Origin of the sequence: Streptomyces sp. NPDC021020 (assembly GCF_044333285.1) — a bacterium.
Taxonomy (GTDB): domain Bacteria; phylum Actinomycetota; class Actinomycetes; order Streptomycetales; family Streptomycetaceae; genus Actinacidiphila.
Window position 1 is genome coordinate 1 of record NZ_JBIRQQ010000019.1, and the last position, 20984, is coordinate 20984.

Here is a 20984-nt window from a genome sequence, read left to right on the forward strand (position 1 = left end):
CGACTCTATCAGACGCTTTCCAGTGCCTGACCCCCAGTCAGCGGGGTTTGTCTTTCCGGCTGTTGGGCCGTTCCGACGAGTGAGACTTTAGCGGATGTTCCTCGGCCGTTCCAAATCGGAGGGCTTTGGCTTCTGCTTCCGCAGAATCCGCGCATTCCGAAAACGCACACACGGACGCCCCCGGTCGTCAGACCGTGGTCGTTCGAGTGATTGCTGCGGAATGGCTGTCCGGGAACCGACCAAGATCGGCGCTCACGTCGGACAGCCCGGAGTACGTTACGCAGCTGACCGTTGGGTGTCAACTTCGTGCGGGGACCTTCACAACCGGGGGGTGGGCGCTACCCTGGCCCCATGACGTCGCGTACGTGTCACAGCACCACCCAGTGGTGGGCCGCCTAGAGGCGGCCCAGGACTCACGTACGCATCCACGGCCGCCGCTCCGGCGGCCGTTTTCGTTGTCTGCGGCCGTGGTGAGCGGCGGTCTCCCCAGTAGACCGACCGGCGAACCACGGACGACAGGAGACGGCGACCATGACTCGGACTCTCAGCGGTGTGAAACCCACGGGGCATCTGACCCTCGGCAACTACCTCGGTGCCCTGCGGCGGTGGGCGGAGGAGGATCAGCACCGGGCCGATTCGCTGTTCTTCGTGGCGGACCTGCACGCGCTGACCGTCGAGCACGATCCGGCGCGGGTGCGGCGGCTGAGCCGGCAGGCGGCGAGCCTGCTGCTGGCGGCGGGGCTGGACCCGCAGGTGTGCACGCTCTTCGTGCAGAGCCACGTCGACGAGCACGCCCGGCTGTCATACCTGCTCGAGTGCGTCGCCACGGACGGCGAGATGCGGCGGATGATCCAGTACAAGGAGAAGTCCGCGCGGGCGCAGGCCGCGGGGCAGGGGGTGCGGCTGTCGCTGCTGACCTACCCGGTGCTGATGGCCGCCGACATCCTCGCGTACGGGGCCGACGAGGTGCCGGTGGGTGAGGACCAGACGCAGCACGTGGAGCTGACCCGGGATCTGGCGGAGCGTTTCAACCAGCGCTACGGGGCGACGTTCGTCGTGCCGCGCGCGACGCGGCCGGCGGCTGCGGCGCGGGTCATGGATCTCCAGGACCCGGCGTCGAAGATGGGCAAGTCGCACGCCGCGACCGCGGGGATCGTCTACCTGCTGGACGAGCCGGACGTGATCGCGAAGAAGGTCATGCGGGCGGTGACCGACAGCGAGCCGGGGGTGACGTTCGACCGGGCGGCGCGGCCGGGGGCGGCGAACCTGCTGGAGATCCTGGCGGCCTGCACGGGCAAGGACCCGGAGGCCCTCGCGGCGGCGTACGACGCGGACGGTGCCGGCTTCGGGGCGATCAAGCGGGACACGGCGGAGGCGGTGGTGGAGCTGCTGCGGCCGCTCCGGGCGCGGCACGCCGAGCTGAGCGCCGACCAGGGGTATCTCGACCGCATCCTGCGCGAGGGTGCGGCCCGGGCGCGGGAGGTCGCGCGGCCGACGGTGGACGCGGCCTACCGGGCGGTCGGGCTCCTGCCGGCGTCCTGAAGGGCCGCGGGTGCGCCGCCGGGTCCGGCTCCTCCCGTGGGCGGAAGGGGCCGGGCCGGTGGCGTACGACCCGGCGAGTGCGCTGGTGCCGGTCAGGGGCCGGTCAGGCGCCGGAGGCCAGTTCACGGCTGCGGTCGCGGGCGGCTTCGAGGGCGGCGAGGAGGGCGGCGCGTACCCCGTGGTTCTCCAGCTCGCGGATGGCGTTGATCGTCGTCCCGGCCGGGGAGGTGACGGCTTCGCGGAGCTTGACCGGGTGTTCGCCGCTGTCGCGGAGCATCACGGCGGCACCGATGGCGGACTGCACGATCAGGTCGTGCGCCTGGGCGCGGGGCAGGCCGAGGAGGATGCCCGCGTCGGTCATGGCCTCGACGAGGTAGTAGAAATACGCGGGCCCGGAGCCGGACAGGGCGGTCGCGGCGTCCTGCTGCTTCTCCGGGACGCGCAGGGTCTTGCCGACCGGCTGGAAGATCGCTTCGGTGCGGGCGAGGTGGCTCTCGTCGGCGTGCCGCCCGGCGGAGATCACGGACATGCCCTCGTCGACGAGCACCGGGGTGTTGGGCATGACCCGCACGACCGGGGTGCCCTCGGCGAGGCGCTCCTCGAAGAACGTGGTGGGGATGCCGGCGGCGGCGCTGATGACCAGGCGGTCGGCGGGCAGGTGCGGGGCCAGCTCGTCGAGCAGGGCCGACATGTCCTGCGGCTTGACGGCCAGGATGAGGGTGTCGGCGGTCTTGGCGGCTTCCGCGGTGTCGACGGGCTCGACGCCGTAGCGGGCGCGCAGCTCTTCGGCGCGCTCCGGACGGCGGGCGGTGACGAGCAGGTCGCCGGGCGCCCACCCGGCCCTGATCATGCCGGAGAGCAGGGCCTCGCCGATCTTTCCTGTGCCGAGGACGGCCACGTGTCGCTGGGTCATGGCCCCATGATGCCGGGTGCGGCGGACACCGGGTCGGGGTTGTCCACAGGGCGGAAGTTGTCCACAGGCGGGCCCTTCCCGTGCGGCGGGTTGTCGTCCCGCGGGCCGGGTGGGGCGTGGGGGGCGGGTCAGGGTCATCCCCTATGGCGCATAGGGCCGGGACGGGGCGACCGTAGCGGTATGAACCCTTCATCCCGCGAAATCGTGACCACCGGCGCGGAGAAGCGGCAGTTGGCCGTCGCCTCCGCGAGTCTCGGTCCGTGGCGGCCCGCGGCCGTCGTGGGCGCGCTCGGCGGTGGTGTGTCGCTGGCCCTGCACCTGGTGCAGGGCCACTTCGGACTCGGCATTCTCAGCGGGTCCCTGTCGATCGCCGCGCTGCTCTTCTTCTGCGTGGGGGGCGCCGGCGCGGTGCTGGGGTATTCCGCGCACGGCAAGGCGGGGAAGGACCGCCGCATCAGGCGGTGGGCGCGCAGGCATCCGTGGCGGGTGGCGGCGGTGCCGGCGGCGGCGATGTTCGTCACCGACATGGTGCTGCGGCAGGTGCTGACCAGCGAGGGCTTCTTCGGCAGCGTGTGGACGGGCCTGTGGCACGGCGCGGTCGTCGCGGCCGTGGTGGGCGGGATCGGCGCGGTGAGCGCGGCGCGCAAGTAAGTCGGCGGGGGCCGGTGCGTGCTGCCGGCCCTACGGCAATGTGCCGGGCGGTGGCAGTGTGCCGGGGCGCGGCAATGTACCGGCCCGTGGCAGTTACCGGGTGGCCCGCGCGGGCGTGGCGTCGTACGGCGTACGGGCCGGGGCGGGCTCGGGGGCCGCTTCAGGGAAGGTGAGCTGCGGGAAGGTGAGCCGGGCGAGGCGGCGCAGGCGGTCGTACGAGGGGGTGCCGGGCTCGGCGTGGTAGGTGACAAGCATCTGGCCCGGGGCCGAGGGCAGGGCGAGCTTCTCGTAGTGCAGGTCGAGCGGGCCGACGCGCGGGTGGCGGATCAGGGTCAGGCCGCTGGTGCGGCGGTGGACGTCCTGCCGGGCCCACAGCTCGCGGAAGCGGTCGCTGTGCAGGCTCAGCTCGCCGATGACCTCGGCGAGGCGGGGGTCGTCGGCGGCGCCCGCGAATGAGCGCAGGTAGGCGACGGTCTTGGCCGTCATCGCGTCCCAGTCGCGGTAGAAGTCGCGCATCGACGGGTCGAGGAAGGCCGCGCGCAGCGTGTTCACGCCGGGGGCGAAGAGCGGGTTGAGGGCGGTGGCCATGGCGTTGGCGGCGAGCGTGGTCATGGCGCGGCCCTGGACCAGGGCCGGGGTGGTGGTCCAGTTGTCGATGAGGGTGACGACGGCCGGGCTGACGCTCTCGGGCCGGTCGGGAACGCCCTCGGCGGCGGCGTGGTCCACGGCGGCGAGCGCGTAGAGGTAGCGCTCGGCGTCCGGGCCGAGGCGCAGCGCGCGGGCGAGACCGGTGAGGACCTGGTGCGAGGGGTGCTGGTCGCGGCCCTGCTCCAGGCGGAGGTAGTACTCGACGCTGATGCCCGCGAGCAGGGCGACCTCCTCGCGGCGCAGCCCCGGCACCCGGCGGCGGCCGCCCTCGGGCAGGCCGACGTCCGCGGGCCGCAGCCTTTCCCGCCGGGCCCGCAAGTAATCCCCGAGCCTGCTGCCGGTCGTCACCCCTCCACCGTAAGCCCGGCGCTCCTGGGCGGGGCCGTCACAGGGCGACGCTGACGCCGACCTGGTCGGGGCGGGCGGTGCGGCGCAGCGCCGTACGGGCCAGGTCGCCCAGCCGGACCAGGGCGTATCTGCGGGCCAGGAGGCGGCGGGCGGCGGCCTTGCCCGTGTCGTCCAGGACGCGGGCGGTGGTCTCCAGGGCGGGGGCGCCGGGGGTGACGCGGCCGCGGGCGTTGCAGGGGGCGATCACCACCCGGGGGTTGTTGCGCAGCCGCTTGACCTTGCCGCTGGCCGCGCCGGTCCAGAAGACCAGCTCGCCCTCGCCGAGCGCGTACCAGACCGGGGTGGGCACGGGGGTGCCGTCGCGCCGGAAGGTGGTGACGCTCACGTATTTGCCGCGCCGCAGCGCGGCGGCCGCTTCTGATGCCGTCGTGGTCACCGTCGCGATGCTAGTGCGTCGGCGGGGGAGGTCAGCCGGTGAACGCACGGGCGGCCTCCCACATGCGGGCGGCGTTGCCGGGGTCGAGGGCGAAGGGGGCGACGCCGCCGCCGAACAGCGGCGGGGCGGCGTCCCGCGGCTCGGCCTCGGCGCCGTCCTCGAAGTAGCGGCCGGTCACACCGGTGAGCAGCGGGGAGGCGGCCAGCAGGACGGGGGTGGCAGCGCCCTGCGCGGGCGTCTTGCGGCGCTCCTGCGGGGTGCGCAGGCCGCCGGTGTGCTGCTGGAGGTTGGTGGCGATGGCGCCGGGGTTGACGGCGTTGGCCGTGATGCCGTCATCGGCCCAACGGCGGGCGGCCTCGACGGCGAGCAGGACGTCGGCGGTCTTGGACTCCCCGTACGCGCCGAGCGGGTGGTAGGGGCGGAAGCGGAAGTCGAGGTCGTCGAAGACGGGGGGCGCGAAGAGGTGCGCGTTGGAGCTGAGGACGGCCACGCGCGCTCCGCCGTCCGCGGTGTCGCCCGCGCGGGCGAGGGCTCCGTGGAGGGCGGTGGTCAGGGCGTAATGGCCGAGGAAGTTGACGGCGAACTGCATCTCACGGCCCTGCGGGGTGCGGGTCAGTTCGGGGAGGGCCATGATCCCGGCGTTGGCGATCAGCATGTGCAGCGGACGGTCGCCGTACGCCTCCGCGGCGGCGCGGACCGAGGTGAGGTCCGCGAGATCCAGCGTCAACACGCTGACCTGCGGGTTTCCTGTCTCGGCGGTGATCTCGGCGGCGGTGCGGCGCCCCGCGTCGGCGTTCCGCACACCGAGGACGACCTCGGCGCCGGCGGCGGCGAGCGCCCGCGCGGTCTCCCGTCCGAGCCCGGACGTCCCCCCGGTGACCAGCGCCCGCCGCCCGCCGAGGTCGACGCCGTCGAGGACGTCCCCGGTGGTGGCGGCGAAGCCGAAGGGGGTGGTGAGGCGGGGTCCGGGTGCGGTGGAAGTGCTCATGAGGCCCAGCGTGCGGTGCGCGCTCCGCGCGAGGAAGACCCTGCCGGCCCTGGTAGTGGCAGGGACACCTTGCCGCGGGGGCCGCGGGGGCGGGACCCGGGGCGGCGGGCCCCGGGGCGCGGGGCCTCAGCGCTTGCGCTTGCCCTTGGGCTTCGCCTTCGCCTTCGGGCGGGACTGGCGGGCCTCGTGCCGGGCGCGGGCCTCCGCGTATTCGGTACGGCGCAGGTCCTCGCCGGGGGCCTCGGACAGGGAGCGCACGAAATACGCGAGGAGGCCGCCGACGAAGCCGATCGCGTAGAGGCTCGCCGTGCCGTCCGCGTCGCCCGCGGGGCGGCGGGCGACGAAGCCGCGCCAGGTGTGCCGGTAGGCGAGGACGCTGCACACGGCCAGGCCGATGAAGGCGAGGGCGGTGACGAAGCTGCCGATCGCGGCGTCGCCGAGGCCCTGGAAGCCGATCTTGAGCACGAAGGCGCCGGCTGCGGCGGCGGCCAGCGAGCCCACGCTGACGCCGAGGCGGCGCAGGCCGTAGCCGCGTTCGTGGTCGACCCAGGTCGTCCCGAAGAAGCGGATCGGCTCGGGCGCCGGGCCCTTGTCGAGGGGGGCGCTTTCCGCGGGCGCGGGGGCGGGGGCTGTCTGCTGGTCCTCACTCACGCTTTCCATTATGGGCACGCCGGGCAAGTGGACCGGCGGCGGTCCGTTCCGCTCCCCCCGCCGGGGGCTGTGGGGGCCGCCTTCTGCGCGGGGCGCGTCTTGCGCTGCGGCGCCGGGCACCATCAGGGGCGCGTGGGGGTACCTCCCAGGCGAAGCTCTGGGGGAGAACGGAGCGCTCAGCCCCCACCGGCCGGTGGTCCGGAAACGACAGCGACTGCCCCCTTGGGCCGGTGACTACCCGCGCCCCGGAGGGGGCTGAGCGCGCAGTTCCCCGCGCCCCTGAAAACGCTCGCCCGGCGCCGCAGGCGCGTGCTCCACGCGCCCCTAAAAACGCTCGCGCCCCGCAGGGGTGAAGCGTTCGCCCGCGAAGGTGCGGATCGTGGGGAGGGCTGCCGGGCCGCCGGGGAGGGTGGGGAGAGGGGCGAGGGGGCAGGCGAGGTGGCCGTCCGTGAGGTGGAGGGTCTGGGCGGGGAGGGCCGCGCCGGGGAGGGGCCAGACGATGAGCCAGGGGCGGGGGTCGGTGGAGCCCGCGCGGGGGCCGATCGTGAGGGCCGCCACCTCCGGCCAGGAGAAGTGGACCTCGGCCTTGCCGTAGTCGCGGAAGGCGATACCGCCGGGCCCGACGGTGAGGCGGGGCGGGCGGCGGCGCCGGGAGAGGCAGTGGAACGTGCCGACCCAGCCGAGCGCGGCGACCGGGACGAGGGGGCCGAGCAGCACCAGCGGGACGACGTCGGTGTGGCCGGCGGCGGCCGCCGCATAGGGGGCGGTGGCGCCGAGGGCGAGGACGAGGGAGGTCAGGAGGAGGGCGAGCGGCGGGCCGGGCGTGCGGAAGACGTGGTCGCCGCCGGGGACGCGGTGCTCGGGTCCCGCGACGGTGACGGGGGTGGGCAGGCGTACGGCGCGCGGCGCGGTCTCGAAGCGGGCTCCGCCGTGCTCGGCGAGGGCGGCGGTGAGTTGGCCGAGGCTCTGGTCGAGGTCGTCGGTGTCGAGGAGGGTGTGGCGGACGCGCCCGTCCCACGTGCGGTCGGGCTCGCGCGGGAGCTTCGCGCCGGGCGCGAGCCACACCGTGAGGTGGGGTTTGGGCGGCGCGCTCTCGCTGTCGCCGGCCGAGGTGTAGCGCAGCGCGACCGACTCGATCTGCTCCCAGCTCAGTTCGGCGTCGTGCAGGGTGAGGCCGAAGGCGTCGACGCACAGCCGGAAGGGCCGCCGGGCCCGGCGCACCTCCCACAGCCCGCGCCCGGCGCACAGCGCGGCGGCGCCCGCGGCGACGAGCGGTCCCGCGGCGCTGTGCCCCTTGCCGGAGATCAGCCACGCGGCTGTGCCCGCGGCGATGACGGCCGCCGCGCACAGCATGCCCGCGCCGCGCCGCCGGACCCGCCGGGCGATCGTGAACTCCATTGCCGCTCCCCCCTTGTGGCCCCTGGTCTCCAGGATGGCGGCGGGCTCCCGGGAGGGAAGTCCCGTACGGCGAAGGGTGCGTGAACGCGACGGGGGTGCGGCGAAACCGTGAAGAAGTGAACGCCCTCGCTACCGGTGCGTGCGCAGACCATTGACCACAGACTGACCAGTCAGTAACTTCTGCGGAGCAGCGCCGACTTCACCTGATCTCGTCACATACCCCCACGAAACGAGGAGAGATGTCGATGCGCGTTCTCCCCCACCGGGCCCGGGGCCGGGCCCGCGGACTCGCCGCCGTCCTGGCCGCCGCGGCACTGGCCGTCCTCGGCCTCACCGCCCCCGCCGCGCACGCCCAGCAGTCCGGCGGCGCCCAGTCGCAGGCCCAGCGCTCGTACGTGGCGATGGGCGACAGCTACAGCGCGGCCTCGGGCGTCCTGCCGCTCGACCCGGACGCCTCGCTGCTGTGCGTCCGGTCCTCCGCCAACTACCCCCACGTGCTGGCCGCCCGCGCGGGGCTCGCGCTGCACGACGTCACGTGCGGCGCCGCGGAGACGAAGGACTTCGCCGGGGCCCAGTACCCGGGCGTGGCACCGCAGTTGGACGCGCTGAGCGCGAGCACCGACGTCGTGACGATGACGATCGGCGGCAACGACAACAACACCTTCATCGACGCGATCCTCGCCTGCGGCTCCGCGGGCATCGCCACCCTCGGCTTCGGCCACCCCTGCCAGAGCCTGTACGGGAGCACGTTCACCGACCAGGTCGACAACGGCACCTTCCAGGCGCTCAAGAGCGCGCTCGCCGCCGTCCGCGCGAAGGCGCCCCACGCCCAGGTCGCGATCCTCGGCTACCCGTGGATCGTGCCGGCCGCCGCGGTGCCCGGCTGCTTCGCGCAACTGCCCATCGCCTCCGGCGACATCCCCTATCTGCGCGACCTCCAGACGCACCTCAACTCGGCCGTGCAGCGCGCCGCCGCGGCGACCGGTGCGACGTACGTCGACATGTCCGCGGCCTCCGACGGCCACGACGCCTGCCGACCGATCGGCACCCGGTGGATCGAACCGGTGCTCTTCGGCACCAACTTCGTGCCCGTCCACCCCAACGCCCTCGGCGAATCCAAGATGGCCGACCGCGCCGCCGCGGCCCTCGGCCTCTAGACCCCCCCACGGGCGCGAAAACGCCGTCCCCCGCGGGCAGTTGCCCGCGGGGGACGGCGGCAGCCGGTACGGGGGCTCAGCCCTCCAGGCGGCTCACGTCGCGCACCGCGCCGCGGTCCGCGCTCGTCGCCATCGCCGCGTACGCGCGCAGCGCCGCCGAGACCTGCCGGTCGCGCGGGGCGCGCGGCTTGTACACACCGCCCAGGGCCTCCCGGCGGGCGGCCAACTCCTCGTCGGAGACGAGGAGTTCCATCGTCCGGCCGGGGATGTCGATACGGATCCGGTCGCCGTCCTCGACCAGCGCGATCGTGCCGCCCGAGGCCGCCTCCGGGGAGGCGTGGCCGATGGACAGGCCCGAAGTGCCGCCGGAGAAGCGGCCGTCGGTGATCAGCGCGCAGGACTTTCCGAGCCCGCGGCCCTTCAGGTACGAGGTCGGGTAGAGCATCTCCTGCATACCCGGGCCGCCGCGCGGGCCCTCGTAGCGGATCACGACGACGTCGCCGGGCGTGATCTCCTTGCGGAGGATCTTCTCGACGGCCTCCTCCTGCGACTCGCACACGACCGCCGGACCCTCGAACGTCCAGATCGACTCGTCCACGCCCGCGGTCTTGACCACGGCGCCGTCCACGGCGAGGTTGCCGCGCAGCACCGCGAGGCCGCCGTCCTGGGAGTAGGCGTGCTCGACGTCCCGGATGCAGCCGCCGGCCGCGTCGGTGTCCAGCGACTCCCAGCGCTCGGACTGCGAGAAGGCCGAGGCGGAGCGCACGCAGCCCGGGGCGGCGTGGAAGAGCTCGACGGCCTCCGGCGACGGGGAGCCGCCGCGCACGTCCCACGTGCTGAGCCAGTCCTTGACCGAGCGGGAGTGCACGGTGTGCACGTCCTCGTTGAGCAGCCCGCCGCGGTACAGCTCGCCGAGGATCGCCGGGATGCCGCCCGCGCGGTGCACGTCCTCCATGTAGTACGTGCCCGTCGGCGCGACGTTCGGGGCGACCTTGGCCAGGCACGGCACCCGGCGCGAGACGGCGTCGATGTCGGTCAGGCCGTAGTCCAGCTCGGCCTCCTGGGCGGCGGCCAGCAGGTGCAGGATCGTGTTGGTGGAGCCGCCCATCGCGATGTCCAGGGCCATCGCGTTCTCGAACGCGGCGCCGGTGGCGATGGCGCGCGGCAGCACGGTGGCGTCGTCCTGCTCGTAGTAGCGCCGGGTCAGCTCGACGACGGTGCGGCCCGCGTCCTCGTACAGCGCCTTGCGGGCGGTGTGGGTGGCGAGCACCGAGCCGTTGCCGGGCAGGGCCAGGCCGATCGCCTCGGTCAGGCAGTTCATCGAGTTGGCGGTGAACATGCCGGAACAGGACCCGCAGGTCGGGCAGGCGTTCTCCTCGATGCGGAGGATGTCGGCGTCCGACACGTTCTCGTCGACGGCGTCGGAGATCGCGTTGATCAGGTCCAGTTTGCGGACCGTGCCGTCGACCAGCGTCGCCCGGCCGGCCTCCATCGGACCGCCGGAGACGAAGACCGTCGGGATGTTCAGCCGCAGCGCGGCCATCAGCATGCCCGGGGTGATCTTGTCGCAGTTGGAGATGCAGATCAGCGCGTCCGCGCAGTGCGCCTGCACCATGTACTCGACCGAGTCGGCGATCAGGTCGCGCGACGGCAGCGAGTAGAGCATGCCGCCATGGCCCATCGCGATGCCGTCGTCCACCGCGATCGTGTTGAACTCACGCGGCACCGCACCGGCCGCCTTGATCGCCTCCGAGACGATCCGGCCGACCGGCTGGAGGTGGGTGTGCCCCGGTACGAACTCGGTGAAGCTGTTGGCGACCGCGACGATCGGCTTGCCGATGTCGGCGTTGTCCACACCGGATGCGCGCATGAGGGCGCGCGCACCCGCCATGTTGCGGCCGTGGGTGACCGTACGTGACCTCAGCTCGGGCACGGTTCCACTCCCTTGGTTTCACTCGCGTTCGTACGACGGCCGCGGCTCGCGGCCGTGCCGTCGAGGGTACGCCCGTCGCCCAGGATCCGGACAACCCGTCCGGATGACGGAAGGCCTGTGCTATTCCCCTCGGCGGGGCGGCTCAGCGCGCCGGACGGCTCGGGACCGGCGGGCGGACCAGGTGGCGGCGGGCGAAGGCCAGCGCCTCGGCGAGGTCGGCCTCGCGCTCCGCGGACGACATGGCCCGACGCGTGTTGACCTCCACGACCACATGGCCGGTGTAGCCGCGCCCCGCGAGGGAGCGCAGCAGCTCGGCGCAGGGCTGGGTGCCGCGGCCCGGCACGAGGTGCTCGTCCTTCGCCGAGCCGTTGCCGTCGCCGAGGTGGACGTGCGCGAGCCGGTCGCCCATCCGCGCGGCCATCTCCAGCACGCCGGTGCGCGAAGTCGCCGCGTGCGAGAGGTCCACCGTGAAATGCCGGTAGTCCTCGCGGGTGACGTCCCAGTCCGGGGCGTACGCGGCCATCTCGCGGTCGCGGTAGCGCCAGGGGTACATGTTCTCGACGGCGAAGCGGATGTCCGTCTCGTCCGCCATCCGCCACACCCCGCGGACGAAGTCGCGCGCGTACGAGCGCTGCCAGCGGAAGGGCGGGTGGACGACGACGGTCGACGCGCCGAGCCGCTCGGCGGCGGCCCTCGCGCGCTGGAGCTTGACCCACGGGTCGGTGGACCACACCCGCTGGGTGATCAGCAGGCAGGGCGCGTGCACCGCGAGGATCGGCACGCCGTGGTAGTCGGACAGCCGGCGCAGGGCGTCGACGTCCTGGCTGACCGGATCCGTCCACACCATGACCTCGACGCCGTCGTAGCCCAGGCGCGCGGCGATCTCGAAGGCCGTCGCCGTCGACTCGGGATAGACGGATGCGGTGGAGAGGGCGACCGGTACGCCGCGGAGCGCTCCGCGGGGGGCGGGGCCTGCGCTGGGGGCGAGGCCCGTTGCCGCGGCGGAGGCGTGGTCCGTCACGCGGGCGGGCGCCGCGCCGGGGGCGCGATCGCGGGCCGCGCCGGGCACGCGGCCCGGGGGCACGGGACCGCGGGGTGCTCCGCCGGGCATGGGATCGGGCGCGTGGTCCGTCACGCGGCCGGGCGCTCCGGCGGACACGGGGCTGGGCGCGTGGTCCGTCACGCGGGCGGGCGCCGCGCCGGGCATGCCTGCCGGCGGCACGGTGCCGCGGGGCGGCGTGCCGGGGGCTGCGTCGGGTGCGTCGGCCATGCAGGCCAGCGTACGGCCGGGGTCTGTGCCGGAAGCCCGGTCTCAGCCGCTGCGGCGGGCGACGGTGGCGCCCGAAACACCGTTCTGCGCCGGTGCGGGGGTGGGTGGGGCGGCTGGTGTGGAATTGGCCACAGGGCCCGCTGGGGCGGTGGTCGCCCCGCCGGCGGGGGCTCCGGTCCCGGGTCCGGCCGCCGGGGATTCGGCCGTCGCACCCGTGCTCGCGCTCGCGAGCCCCGCCGCCATCACGTCGAGCTTGCGCAGGATCACGCCCTCGCGCAGCGCCCACGGGCAGATCTCCAGCTCGCCGACGCCGTACAGATCCATCGCCGCCTCCGCCACCAGCGCGCCCGCGAGCAGCTGGCCGGCGCGGCCCTCGGACACGCCCGGCAGGTTCGCGCGCTGCCGCGTCGCCATCTCGGCGAGCCGCGGCACCCACTCCTCCAGCGCCCCACGCCGCAGCACCCGCTGCACGTACAGCCCGTCCGCGCTGCGCGCCGCCCCCGCGATACGGGCCAGCTGGCGGAAGGTCTTGGACGTGCCCACCGCGTGGTCGGCGGGCCCGAGGCGGGCGAACTCCGCGACGGTGCGGGCGATCTCGGTGCGGACGTGCCGGCGCAGGGCCCGTACGTCCTGCGCGGACGGCGGGTCGCCCGGCAGCCACCCGCTGGTCAACCGCCCCGCGCCGAGCGGCAGCGACACGGCGGCGTCCGGGTACTCGTCCATGCCGTAGCCGACCTCCAGCGAGCCGCCGCCGATGTCCAGCACCAGCAGCTTGCCCGCGGACCAGCCGAACCAGCGGCGTACGGCGAGGAAGGTCAGCCGCGACTCGTCCTCGCCGGACAGCACCGTCAGCCGTACGCCGGTCTCCTGCTCGACGTGCGCGAGCACGGCCTCGCCGTTCGCCGCCTCGCGCACCGCGGAGGTCGCGAAGGGCAGGACGTCCTCGGCGCCCTTGTCCTCCGCGACGCGCATCGCGTCCGCGACCGTGCCCGCCAGCAGCTCGACGCCCTCGGCGCTGATCGCGCCGTCCGCGTCGAGGAGCTGGGCGAGGCGCAGCTCCGCCTTGTGCGAATACGCGGGCAGCGGGCGCGCGCCCGGGTGCGCGTCCACCACCAGCAGGTGGACGGTGTTGGACCCCACGTCGAGCACTCCCAGTCGCATGGGCAGCACTTTACGGCCGGGGGCCGGGCGGGAGCGGGCCGGTTCGCCCCGTCCGGGCGGGCCGCGGGGGCCCTCTTGCGGGGCGGTGAGGGGAAACCGGGCAATACGGTCTTACGCTGGGCTCGTGGCAAAGGTGACGACCCGCAGGGGCGGGGAGCAGGTCGCGGCAGGCGACGAGGCGGGGCTCGACTTCGCGCGGGCATGGCTGGAATTCGCCGACCCGGCCGACGAGGAGCAGGTCTTCCGGTGCGACCTGACATGGCTGACATCGCGCTGGACGTGCGTCTTCGGGCAGGGCTGCCACGGCATCGTCGCCGGGCGCGCTGACGACGGCTGCTGCTCGCTGGGCGCGCACTTCTCCGACGACGACGACGAGAAGCGGGTCGCCGGGCATGTGGCCCGGCTCACCGCGGACGACTGGCAATTCCACGGCCTCGGCACCGGGCGGGACGGCTTCTGGGCCGAGGAGAACGAGGACGGTGAGCGGCAGACCCGCGTCGTGGACGGGGCCTGCATCTTCTCCAACCGCGCCGGCTTCTCCGGCGGCCAGGGCTGCGCGCTGCACGCCCTCGCCCTGCGCGAGAACCGCGAGCCGCTGGAGACCAAGCCCGATGTGTGCTGGCAGCTGCCGATCCGCCGGACCTTCGAGTGGGTCGACAGGCCGGACGACACGCGGGTGCTCGTGGTGTCGATCGGGGAGTACGACCGCAGGGGCTGGGGCCCCGGCGGTCATGACCTGCACTGGTGGTGCACGTCGGCGACGTCGGCGCATGGTGGGGGCGAGCCTGTTTACGCCTCGTACCGAGCCGAGCTCACGGAGCTGATGGGGGCGGAGGCGTACGCGCAGCTTGCGGCCGCGTGCGAGGCCCGCCTTGCGGCGGGGCTTCCGCTGGTGGCTCCGCACCCGGCGGATCCGGCTGAGCGCCGGGGCTGAGCGCTCCGGGGTGCCTCTTGCGGTGGGGCCCGCGACCTTCTCTCCGGTGGGGGGTTGCTCGCGCAGTTCCTCGCGCCCCCGGTGTGCCCGGCGGGGCATCGCGCGTCTGCTTCGGCGGGTGGGTCGGGTGCCGCCACGGGGCACCTCCTCGGAATGCGCGTCCAACCTCATGCCGTAGGTGGCGGGTCCTGCGTGCGCATTCCTGCGGGGGCACCCCGCACCGACCCCCTCCCAGGAGCGTTGGCGGCTGCCTGCCGGTGGGGGTGCGATCCTCCCGTGGCGGGCGCTGCGAGCGAGGGTGAGCGTTTTTAGGGGCGCGGGGAACTGCGCGACCAGCCCCCACCGGGGGAAAGGCGGGCTGCCACCGCAAGTGGCAACCACCCAGGGGCGCGGGGAACTGCGCGACCAGCCACAATGCGCGGACGGTCGCGCGAAGCACCCCCGGGGGCACCCCGAAGCGCAAAGCGGCGCAGGGCGCCCCGAGATAGGCACCGGCGTAAGGGCGGAGCTCTTACGCCGTGAGCTCCTCCGATTCGGACGCGGCAGCGTCATGCGCGCAGGCGGATGCCAGGGCGTCGAGGGAGATGCCGAGGGCGGTGGCGAGGGCTGCCACCGTGAAGAAGGCGGGGGTCGGGGCGCGGCCCGTCTCGATCTTGCGGAGGGTTTCCGCGGAGACGCCTGCGGCCGCGGCGATCTCCACCATGCTGCGGTCGCCGCGGGCGGCGCGCAGCAGTGCGCCGAAGTGCTCGCCCCGGCGGCGTTCGCGGGGGGTCAGGGGGGTTCTCACCATGCCTGTGATACTAATACCGGTAAACAAATACCGGTATGAGAATGGGAGGCAACCGGCCATGGTGGAGATCAAGACCGCGTCGGCCATCGACGCGATGCGCGAGGCGGGCCGCGTCGTCGCCCGCGCGCTGGCCGCGACGCGGGAGGCCGCGGGGGTCGGAGTGTCGCTGCTGGAGCTCGACGAGGCCGCCCGGAGCGTCATCGAGGAGGCGGGGGCGACCTCGCCCTTCCTCGGTTACCGCCCGTCCTTCGCCCCGACGCCCTTTCCCGGGGTGATCTGCGCGTCCGTCAACGACGCGATCGTGCACGGCATCCCGACGGGCTACCGGCTGCGCGACGGCGACCTGCTGAGTGTCGACTGCGGCGCCGAGCTGGACGGCTGGACGGGTGACGCGGCGATCACCTTCTCGGTGGGCACGCCGCGGCCCGGCGACGAGGAGCTGGTCGCCGCGACCGTGCGCGCGCTGGAGGCGGGCATCGCCGCGGCCGTCGCGGGGAAGCGGATGGGCGACATCTCGTCCGCGATCGGGCGCGTGGCGGAGCAGGCGCGGTGCGGGATGCCCGCGGACTTCGGCGGGCACGGGATCGGGCGCCGCATGCACGAGGACCCGCACGTCCCGAACCGCGGCCGCGCGGGGCGGGGCTTTCCCCTGCGGCCGGGGCTGGCCCTCGCGATCGAGCCCATGCTCATGGCGGGCGGCTCCGACGCCTACCACGCCGATCAGGACGGGTGGACGCTGCGGACGGACGACGGCAGCCGGGCGGCGCACTTCGAGCACACGGTGGCGATCACGGCGGAGGGGCCGCGGATCCTGACCCTGCCGTAGCGTCACGCGGCCGGGCGGCGGGCCAGGAGGAGGCCGCCCGCGGGGCTTTCCGCCGAGGTCACGGTCGTGTGGGAGGCGACGGAGAAGCCCGCGGCCGTGAGCCATGACGTGAGGCGGGCGTGGGTGCGGCGGTGGACGTGGACGTGCATGGGGTGGCCGCCGTATCCCTCCGTCTTGAGGCGGGACTCGTCGCCGACGTGGAAGCCCAGGAGCAGGGGCGCCCCTGGGCGCAGCGCGCGGTGGAAGTGGGCGAGGACCTGGGGGACGGCGTCGTCGGGGATGTGGATGAGGGAGTAGTACGCGAGGAGGCCCGCGACGGAGGCGTCCGGGAGCGGGAGGTCCGTCATGGAGCCGACCGCGAAGCGCACGCCGGGGTTGTCGCGGCGGGCGATCCCGATCATGCGGGGGGACAGGTCGATGCCGAAGGCATCCAGCCCGAGGTGGCGCAGGAAGGCGGTGACACGGCCGGGTCCGCACCCGACGTCGGCGACGGGGCCCTCGCCGTTGGCGCGTACGAGGTCCGCGAACTCCCCGAGGGCCGCCCGCTCCTGGGGGAGGTCGTCGAGCAGGTCCCGTACGTACTCCGCGTAGCTCTCGGCGACGGTGTCGTAGGACACCCGGGTGTCCTCCAGCCAGTTCGGTTCGCTCGTCATCCTCGGGAGGCTAGCGCCCGCCACTGACAACCGGGTCAGTCGGTCGGGGGCGGCTCGGAGGGCGTCGGGGACTCCGTCGGCGGGGCGGAGGTGGGGGGCGGGGTGGTCTCGGACGGGGTCGGGGTGGGGGTGCCGGACGTCGGCGGGGCGGTCGTGGGGGGTGCGGACGTCGGGGGCGGGGCCGAGCGGCGGGTGGTGCCGTGCAGGATGACGGTGGCGTTCGCCGGGGCGAAGGCCACGCTCGCCGTCCAGCGGCCGCGCGGGGCCAGGGAGTGGACGACGGTGACGGACACGGTCGTCGACTCGCCCGGGTGCAGCACCCCGGACACCGCCGAGAGCCGCAGCCACCGCGCCGTCGTCGAGGCCGACCACCGCACGTCGCTCCCGCCGCTCGCGGTGAGCGTCACGAGGGTGCCGCCCCGGGTGGGGGCCGCGGTGACGGTGATGCGGCCCGCGCCCGCCGGGGCGGACTGCGTCGCGGACGGGGTGACGGTCACGGCCGTGACGTCGGCCGCGGGCGACGCGTCCCCGGGCGCGCTCGGGCCGGGGGGCGGCGCGGTGGGCCCGGGGCGCGAGGAGCCCGCCTTCTCGTACGGCAGGCCCGTGTCGGGCGCGCCCGCCGCCGTACGGCCGCCGTGCGCGTCGTCGCCGAGCGGGGTCGCGCGGTACGCCGCCCACACCGCCAGGACGGGCGCGGCCACGACTGCCGCGACGACCGTCGTCGTCATCGCCCGGTGCCGCAGCTGCGCGCGCCGCGCGGCCTGGTCCCGGAGGTCGCGCGGGAAGCCGCGCCGGTCGAAGCGCGGTGTGGCCTCGCGGCTGCGGCCGGTGCCGGTCTCCATGGCGAGCAGCAGCGCCGCGCAGGACGCCGCCCGCGGCGCCTCGATGAGGGCGAGCACCGCGGTCGCGTCACCGGCCCCGGGCCAGGGCTCCGCGGCGACCGCGCGCTCGGCCGTACGGCGGCACAGCGTGCACTCGTCGACGTGCCGCACCAGCTCGTCGCGCAGCGCGGGCCCGAGCAGCACCCGGTTGTCCCCGGCCAGTTGCGCGAGCGCGGCGCACCGCCCGGTGTCGATGACCGCGAGCGCCGCCCGCGTCCGCTCCACCTCGCACGCCGCCCGCGCCAGCAGCCCGCGCGCCGCGTCCGTCTCCAGCCCCAGCACGGCCGCCACCTCGTGCGGCGCGAGCTGGTGCCGTACGGCCAGCTCCAGCGCCTCGCGCTGCTCGGGCGTCGTCCCCGCCGCCTCCGGCCACGCCAGCGCCGCGAGCTGCGCACCGCGCTGCGCCGCGACGTCGGCCGCCGCCCGCACGGGCGCCACCGGCTTGCCCGCGGCGAGCCGCCGCAGGCACGACCAGCGCGCGAGCGCGTACAGCCACGGTCTGCGCAGCGCCGGGTCGCGCAGCCGCGCGCGCTGCCGCTCGGCGAGTGCCAGCACCTCCCCGAGCGCGCCCGCGGCGGCGTCGTGGTCGCACAGCACCGACAGGCAGTACGTGAACAGTCCGTCGAGGTACGGCTCGTAGTGTCCGGGCGGCACTATCGGCAACGTCCCCTGCGGCCGCACCGTCTCAGCCCGCCCCCCGTGCCGTTCCCGGTGCCGGGCGGCATCGCCCCGCGCGAACGCCGCAGGCCGCGGCCTGCGGTGCGCCCCGGTCGGATGACTCTGCGCGGAGGGCGTGGGGGTGGGGGTCTCCTGCCTGCTCATCACCGGCTGACGGTAGGCCCACGGGGACGTCCCGTTCAGCCGTCCTCGCGGCCGTTAACCCTTACGGGTGCGGCGTCCGCCCGTTAGGGCCCCGCGGCGCCACCCGTCCGAGTGAATCCCGCGCCCGGAGCGTGACGTATGCGCCCCCGCCCGCGCAGGCACGGGAACCTCCTGTCACACCCGCCCGCTACCGTGGGCCGCATGGCCACCCGCAAGACCGCTCCCAAGGACCGCCCCTCCTACCGCTGCACCGAATGCGGCTGGACGACCGTCAAGTGGCTCGGCCGCTGCGGCGAGTGCCAGGCGTGGGGCACGGTCGAGGAGTACGGCGGCGCGCCCGCCGTGCGTACGACCGCGCCCGGCCGGGTGTCCGCCCCCGCCCGCCCGATCGGCCAGGTCGACGGCCGGCAGGCCACCGCACGCTCGACCGGTGTGCCGGAGCTGGACCGGGTGCTGGGCGGCGGGCTGGTGCCCGGCGCGGTGGTGCTGCTGGCGGGCGAGCCCGGCGTGGGGAAGTCGACGCTGCTGCTGGACGTCGCGGCGAAGGCGTCCGGCGAGCGCAGCCCGGTGCTGTACGTGACGGGCGAGGAGTCCGCGTCGCAGGTGCGGCTGCGGGCGGACCGGATCGGGGCGCTCGCCGACCACCTCTACCTCGCGGCGGAGACGGACCTGTCCGCCGTGCTGGGGCATCTGGACGACGTGAAGCCGTCGCTGCTGGTGCTGGACTCCGTCCAGACCGTCGCGTCGCCGGAGATCGACGGCGCCCCCGGCGGGGTCGCGCAGATCCGCGAGGTGGCGGGCGCGCTGATCAGGGCGTCGAAGGAGCGGGGCATGGCGACGCTGCTGGTCGGCCATGTCACGAAGGACGGCACGATCGCCGGCCCCCGCCTGCTGGAGCACCTCGTGGACGTGGTGCTGAGCTTCGAGGGCGACCGGCACGCCCGGCTGCGCCTGGTGCGCGGGGTGAAGAACCGCTACGGGGCGACGGACGAGGTGGGCTGCTTCGAGCTGCACGACGAGGGGATCACCGGGCTCGCCGACCCGTCGGGGCTGTTCCTGACCCGGCGTGACGAGCCGGTGCCGGGCACGTGCCTGACGGTGACGCTGGAGGGCAAGCGCCCGCTGGTCGCGGAGGTGCAGGCGCTCACCGTGGACACGCAGATCCCGTCGCCGCGCCGTACGACGTCGGGGCTGGAGAATTCGCGGGTGTCGATGATGCTCGCGGTGCTCGAACAGCGCGGCAGGATCAAGGCGATCGGCAAGCAGGACATCTACACCGCGACGGTGGGCGGGGTGAAGCTCACCGAGCCGGCCGCCGACCTGGCGGTGGCGCTCGCGCTGGCGAGCGCGGCGATCGACACCCCGCTGCCCAAGAACGTGGTGGCGATCGGCGAGGTGGGCCTGGCCGGGGAGGTGCGCCGGGTGACCGGGGTGCAGCGGCGGCTCGCGGAGGCGGCGCGGCTGGGCTTCACGCACGCGCTGGTGCCGTCCGACCCGGGGAAGGTGCCCGCGGGGATGCGGGTCATCGAGGTGTCGGACATAGGCGAGGCCCTGCGCGCGCTGCCCGCCCGCGGATCCCGCGGCGGCGGCCGCAAGGAGTCCTGACAGGCCTCCCGGGAGCGGAAACCGGCAGCCCAGCGGCAGTCGGGGCGTACGCGGCGGGCCCGGAGGCGGTGCTGGGCGGGCCGCGGCGCCCCCCGGGGCATGGGCCGGTGATCGGCGGTGCCCGGTGCGGACGACGTAAACTCAGTCGAAACCGCACCGACCGGAGGAACGCAGTGGCAGCCAACGACCGGGCAGGCTCCGCCCCGGCCCGCAAGGCAGCGGCGGAATCCGCCGGCAGGTCCGGTGGTGGAGCGGACGGCGTCGCGCTCATGCGCGCCGCGCTGAGCGCCGTCGCCCCGGGCAACGCGCTGCGCGACGGCCTGGAGCGCATCGTCCGCGGCAACACCGGCGGTCTGATCGTGCTGGGCATGGACAAGACGGTGGAGTCGCTGTGCACGGGCGGCTTCGTGCTGGACGTGGAATTCACCGCGACGCGGCTGCGCGAACTGTGCAAGCTGGACGGCGCGCTGATCCTCGACAAGGACATCACCAAGATCCTGCGCGCGGGTGTGCAGCTGGTGCCGGACCCGACGATCCCGACCGAGGAGACCGGCACCCGGCACCGCACCGCCGACCGGGTCAGCAGGCAGGTCAACTTCCCCGTGGTGTCGGTGAGCCAGTCCATGCGGCTGATCGCGCTGTACGTCGAGGGCCAGCGCCGGGTGCTGGAGGAGTCCGCGGCGATCCTGTCCCGCGCGAACCAGGCGCTGGCGACGCTGGAGCGCTACAAGCTGCGGCTGGACGAGGTCGCGGGCACGCTGTCGGCCCTGGAGATCGAGGACCTGGTCACGGTCCGGGACGTCACGTCGGTGGCGCAGCGGCTGGAGATGGTCCGCCGGATCGCCACCGAGATCGCCGAATACGTCGTGGAGTTGGGCACGGACGGCCGCCTGCTGGCCCTCCAGCTCGACGAGCTGATCGCGGGCGTGGAGCCCGAACGCGAGCTGGTCGCCCGCGACTACGTCCCCGAGCCGACCGCCAAGCGCAGCCGCACCGTCGCCGAGGCCCTCGCCGAACTCGACGGCCTCCCCCAGAACGAGCTGATCGAACTCACCTCCGTGGCCCGCGCGTTGGGCTACACCGGCTCCCCCGAATCCCTCGACTCCGCGGTCTCCCCCCGCGGTTACCGCCTCCTGGCGAAGGTCCCCCGCCTCCCCAACGCCGTGATAGAGCGCCTGGTCGACCACTTCGGCGGCCTCCAGAAACTCCTGGCCGCCAGCGTCGACGACCTCCAGGCCGTCGAGGGCGTCGGCGAGGCCCGCGCCCGCTCGGTCCGCGAGGGCCTCTCCCGCCTCGCGGAGTCCTCGATCCTGGAGCGGTACGTCTGACGCTCCCGCCCGGCGCCGGGTGGTCTACCCGCGCGGCCGGTAGGCGGCG

General features: G+C 74.7%; 17 protein-coding genes and 2 pseudogenes. 7 read left to right on the forward strand and 12 right to left on the reverse strand.

Annotated elements, in window-relative coordinates:
• Positions 1–531 precede the first annotated feature (531 nt).
• Positions 532–1542, forward strand: coding sequence for a tryptophan--tRNA ligase (gene trpS / locus ACH4SL_RS36445; RefSeq protein WP_398454415.1), 1011 nt, complete (start codon positions 532–534; stop codon positions 1540–1542).
• 103 nt (positions 1543–1645) lie between these two features.
• On the opposite strand, the gene proC is transcribed toward trpS, so the two are convergent.
• Complete coding sequence (gene proC, locus ACH4SL_RS36450) at positions 1646–2455, reverse strand: pyrroline-5-carboxylate reductase (protein ID WP_398454418.1); 810 nt, start codon at positions 2453–2455, stop codon at positions 1646–1648.
• Between the two features lie 180 nt (positions 2456–2635).
• Between proC and ACH4SL_RS36455 the strand changes: the two genes are divergently transcribed.
• On the forward strand, positions 2636–3106 hold the full coding sequence (locus ACH4SL_RS36455) for a hypothetical protein (RefSeq protein WP_398454420.1): 471 nt from the start codon (positions 2636–2638) through the stop codon (positions 3104–3106).
• A 93-nt stretch (positions 3107–3199) separates the two neighbouring features.
• Here ACH4SL_RS36455 and ACH4SL_RS36460 read toward each other — a convergent pair whose 3' ends face one another.
• From ACH4SL_RS36460 to ACH4SL_RS36480, 5 genes are all read right to left on the reverse strand, one after another.
• Complete coding sequence (locus tag ACH4SL_RS36460) at positions 3200–4102, reverse strand: helix-turn-helix domain-containing protein (protein ID WP_398454422.1); 903 nt, start codon at positions 4100–4102, stop codon at positions 3200–3202.
• A 37-nt stretch (positions 4103–4139) separates the two neighbouring features.
• Positions 4140–4538: a PPOX class F420-dependent oxidoreductase gene (locus ACH4SL_RS36465; protein WP_398454426.1), complete on the reverse strand. Its 399-nt coding sequence runs from the start codon at positions 4536–4538 to the stop codon at positions 4140–4142.
• Between the two features lie 31 nt (positions 4539–4569).
• Complete coding sequence (locus tag ACH4SL_RS36470) at positions 4570–5526, reverse strand: SDR family NAD(P)-dependent oxidoreductase (RefSeq protein ID WP_398454429.1); 957 nt, start codon at positions 5524–5526, stop codon at positions 4570–4572.
• A 126-nt stretch (positions 5527–5652) separates the two neighbouring features.
• Positions 5653–6186, reverse strand: coding sequence for a hypothetical protein (locus ACH4SL_RS36475; protein WP_398454431.1), 534 nt, complete (start codon positions 6184–6186; stop codon positions 5653–5655).
• Positions 6187–6501: 315 nt separating this feature from the next.
• A complete protein-coding gene (locus ACH4SL_RS36480) occupies positions 6502–7575 on the reverse strand; it encodes a hypothetical protein (RefSeq protein WP_398454433.1) in 1074 nt (357 codons plus the stop codon).
• A 245-nt stretch (positions 7576–7820) separates the two neighbouring features.
• Between ACH4SL_RS36480 and ACH4SL_RS36485 the strand changes: the two genes are divergently transcribed.
• Positions 7821–8732 (forward strand): SGNH/GDSL hydrolase family protein, encoded by a 912-nt coding sequence (locus tag ACH4SL_RS36485; RefSeq protein ID WP_398454435.1) that lies wholly within the window; start codon positions 7821–7823, stop codon positions 8730–8732.
• Positions 8733–8808: 76 nt separating this feature from the next.
• Here the strand turns inward: ACH4SL_RS36485 and ilvD are convergent, their stop codons facing one another.
• The 3 genes and pseudogenes from ilvD to ACH4SL_RS36500 form a co-directional block, all read right to left on the reverse strand.
• A complete protein-coding gene (ilvD, locus tag ACH4SL_RS36490; protein ID WP_398454438.1) occupies positions 8809–10665 on the reverse strand; it encodes a dihydroxy-acid dehydratase in 1857 nt (618 codons plus the stop codon).
• Between the two features lie 142 nt (positions 10666–10807).
• Positions 10808–11605 (reverse strand): annotated as a pseudogene (locus ACH4SL_RS36495) (sugar phosphate isomerase/epimerase family protein); the annotation flags it as partial.
• 564 nt (positions 11606–12169) lie between these two features.
• Positions 12170–13096, reverse strand: a pseudogene (locus ACH4SL_RS36500) (Ppx/GppA family phosphatase); the annotation flags it as partial.
• 124 nt (positions 13097–13220) lie between these two features.
• Between ACH4SL_RS36500 and ACH4SL_RS36505 the strand changes: the two are divergent.
• The gene (locus tag ACH4SL_RS36505) at positions 13221–14030 is read left to right on the forward strand and encodes a hypothetical protein (RefSeq protein WP_398454440.1); all 810 of its coding nucleotides are present in this window, start codon (positions 13221–13223) and stop codon (positions 14028–14030) included.
• A gap of 511 nt (positions 14031–14541) precedes the next feature.
• On the opposite strand, the gene ACH4SL_RS36510 is transcribed toward ACH4SL_RS36505, so the two are convergent.
• Positions 14542–14820, reverse strand: coding sequence for a helix-turn-helix domain-containing protein (locus ACH4SL_RS36510; RefSeq protein ID WP_398454443.1), 279 nt, complete (start codon positions 14818–14820; stop codon positions 14542–14544).
• Between the two features lie 58 nt (positions 14821–14878).
• On the opposite strand from ACH4SL_RS36510, the gene map reads away from it, so the two are divergent.
• The gene (gene map / locus ACH4SL_RS36515; protein ID WP_398454445.1) at positions 14879–15646 is read left to right on the forward strand and encodes a type I methionyl aminopeptidase; all 768 of its coding nucleotides are present in this window, start codon (positions 14879–14881) and stop codon (positions 15644–15646) included.
• Positions 15647–15648: 2 nt separating this feature from the next.
• On the opposite strand, the gene ACH4SL_RS36520 is transcribed toward map, so the two are convergent.
• Positions 15649–16299, reverse strand: coding sequence for a class I SAM-dependent DNA methyltransferase (locus ACH4SL_RS36520; RefSeq protein ID WP_398454448.1), 651 nt, complete (start codon positions 16297–16299; stop codon positions 15649–15651).
• Positions 16300–16334: 35 nt separating this feature from the next.
• Entirely contained in the window at positions 16335–17834 is a 1500-nt protein-coding gene (locus tag ACH4SL_RS36525; protein WP_398454451.1) for a hypothetical protein, read from the reverse strand.
• 369 nt (positions 17835–18203) lie between these two features.
• Between ACH4SL_RS36525 and radA the strand changes: the two genes are divergently transcribed.
• Together radA and disA are read left to right on the forward strand one after the other, a co-directional pair.
• A complete protein-coding gene (radA, locus tag ACH4SL_RS36530) occupies positions 18204–19607 on the forward strand; it encodes a DNA repair protein RadA (RefSeq protein ID WP_398454453.1) in 1404 nt (467 codons plus the stop codon).
• A gap of 173 nt (positions 19608–19780) precedes the next feature.
• A complete protein-coding gene (gene disA / locus ACH4SL_RS36535) occupies positions 19781–20935 on the forward strand; it encodes a DNA integrity scanning diadenylate cyclase DisA (RefSeq protein ID WP_398454456.1) in 1155 nt (384 codons plus the stop codon).
• Positions 20936–20984 lie beyond the last annotated feature (49 nt).

What these genes read in the sequence shown, in the direction of transcription:
- ACH4SL_RS36520 (WP_398454448.1), bottom strand. Translation starts at nt 16,299, where the DNA reads ATGACGAGCGAACCGAACTGGCTGGAGGACACCCGGGTGTCCTACGAC.
- ACH4SL_RS36470 (WP_398454429.1), bottom strand. Translation starts at nt 5,526, where the DNA reads ATGAGCACTTCCACCGCACCCGGACCCCGCCTCACCACCCCCTTCGGC.
- ACH4SL_RS36455 (WP_398454420.1), top strand. Translation starts at nt 2,636, where the DNA reads ATGAACCCTTCATCCCGCGAAATCGTGACCACCGGCGCGGAGAAGCGG.
- map (WP_398454445.1), top strand. Translation starts at nt 14,879, where the DNA reads ATGGTGGAGATCAAGACCGCGTCGGCCATCGACGCGATGCGCGAGGCG.
- trpS (WP_398454415.1), top strand. Translation starts at nt 532, where the DNA reads ATGACTCGGACTCTCAGCGGTGTGAAACCCACGGGGCATCTGACCCTC.
- ACH4SL_RS36480 (WP_398454433.1), bottom strand. Translation starts at nt 7,575, where the DNA reads ATGGAGTTCACGATCGCCCGGCGGGTCCGGCGGCGCGGCGCGGGCATG.
- ACH4SL_RS36510 (WP_398454443.1), bottom strand. Translation starts at nt 14,820, where the DNA reads ATGGTGAGAACCCCCCTGACCCCCCGCGAACGCCGCCGGGGCGAGCAC.
- ACH4SL_RS36475 (WP_398454431.1), bottom strand. Translation starts at nt 6,186, where the DNA reads ATGGAAAGCGTGAGTGAGGACCAGCAGACAGCCCCCGCCCCCGCGCCC.
- radA (WP_398454453.1), top strand. Translation starts at nt 18,204, where the DNA reads ATGGCCACCCGCAAGACCGCTCCCAAGGACCGCCCCTCCTACCGCTGC.
- ACH4SL_RS36485 (WP_398454435.1), top strand. Translation starts at nt 7,821, where the DNA reads ATGCGCGTTCTCCCCCACCGGGCCCGGGGCCGGGCCCGCGGACTCGCC.
- proC (WP_398454418.1), bottom strand. Translation starts at nt 2,455, where the DNA reads ATGACCCAGCGACACGTGGCCGTCCTCGGCACAGGAAAGATCGGCGAG.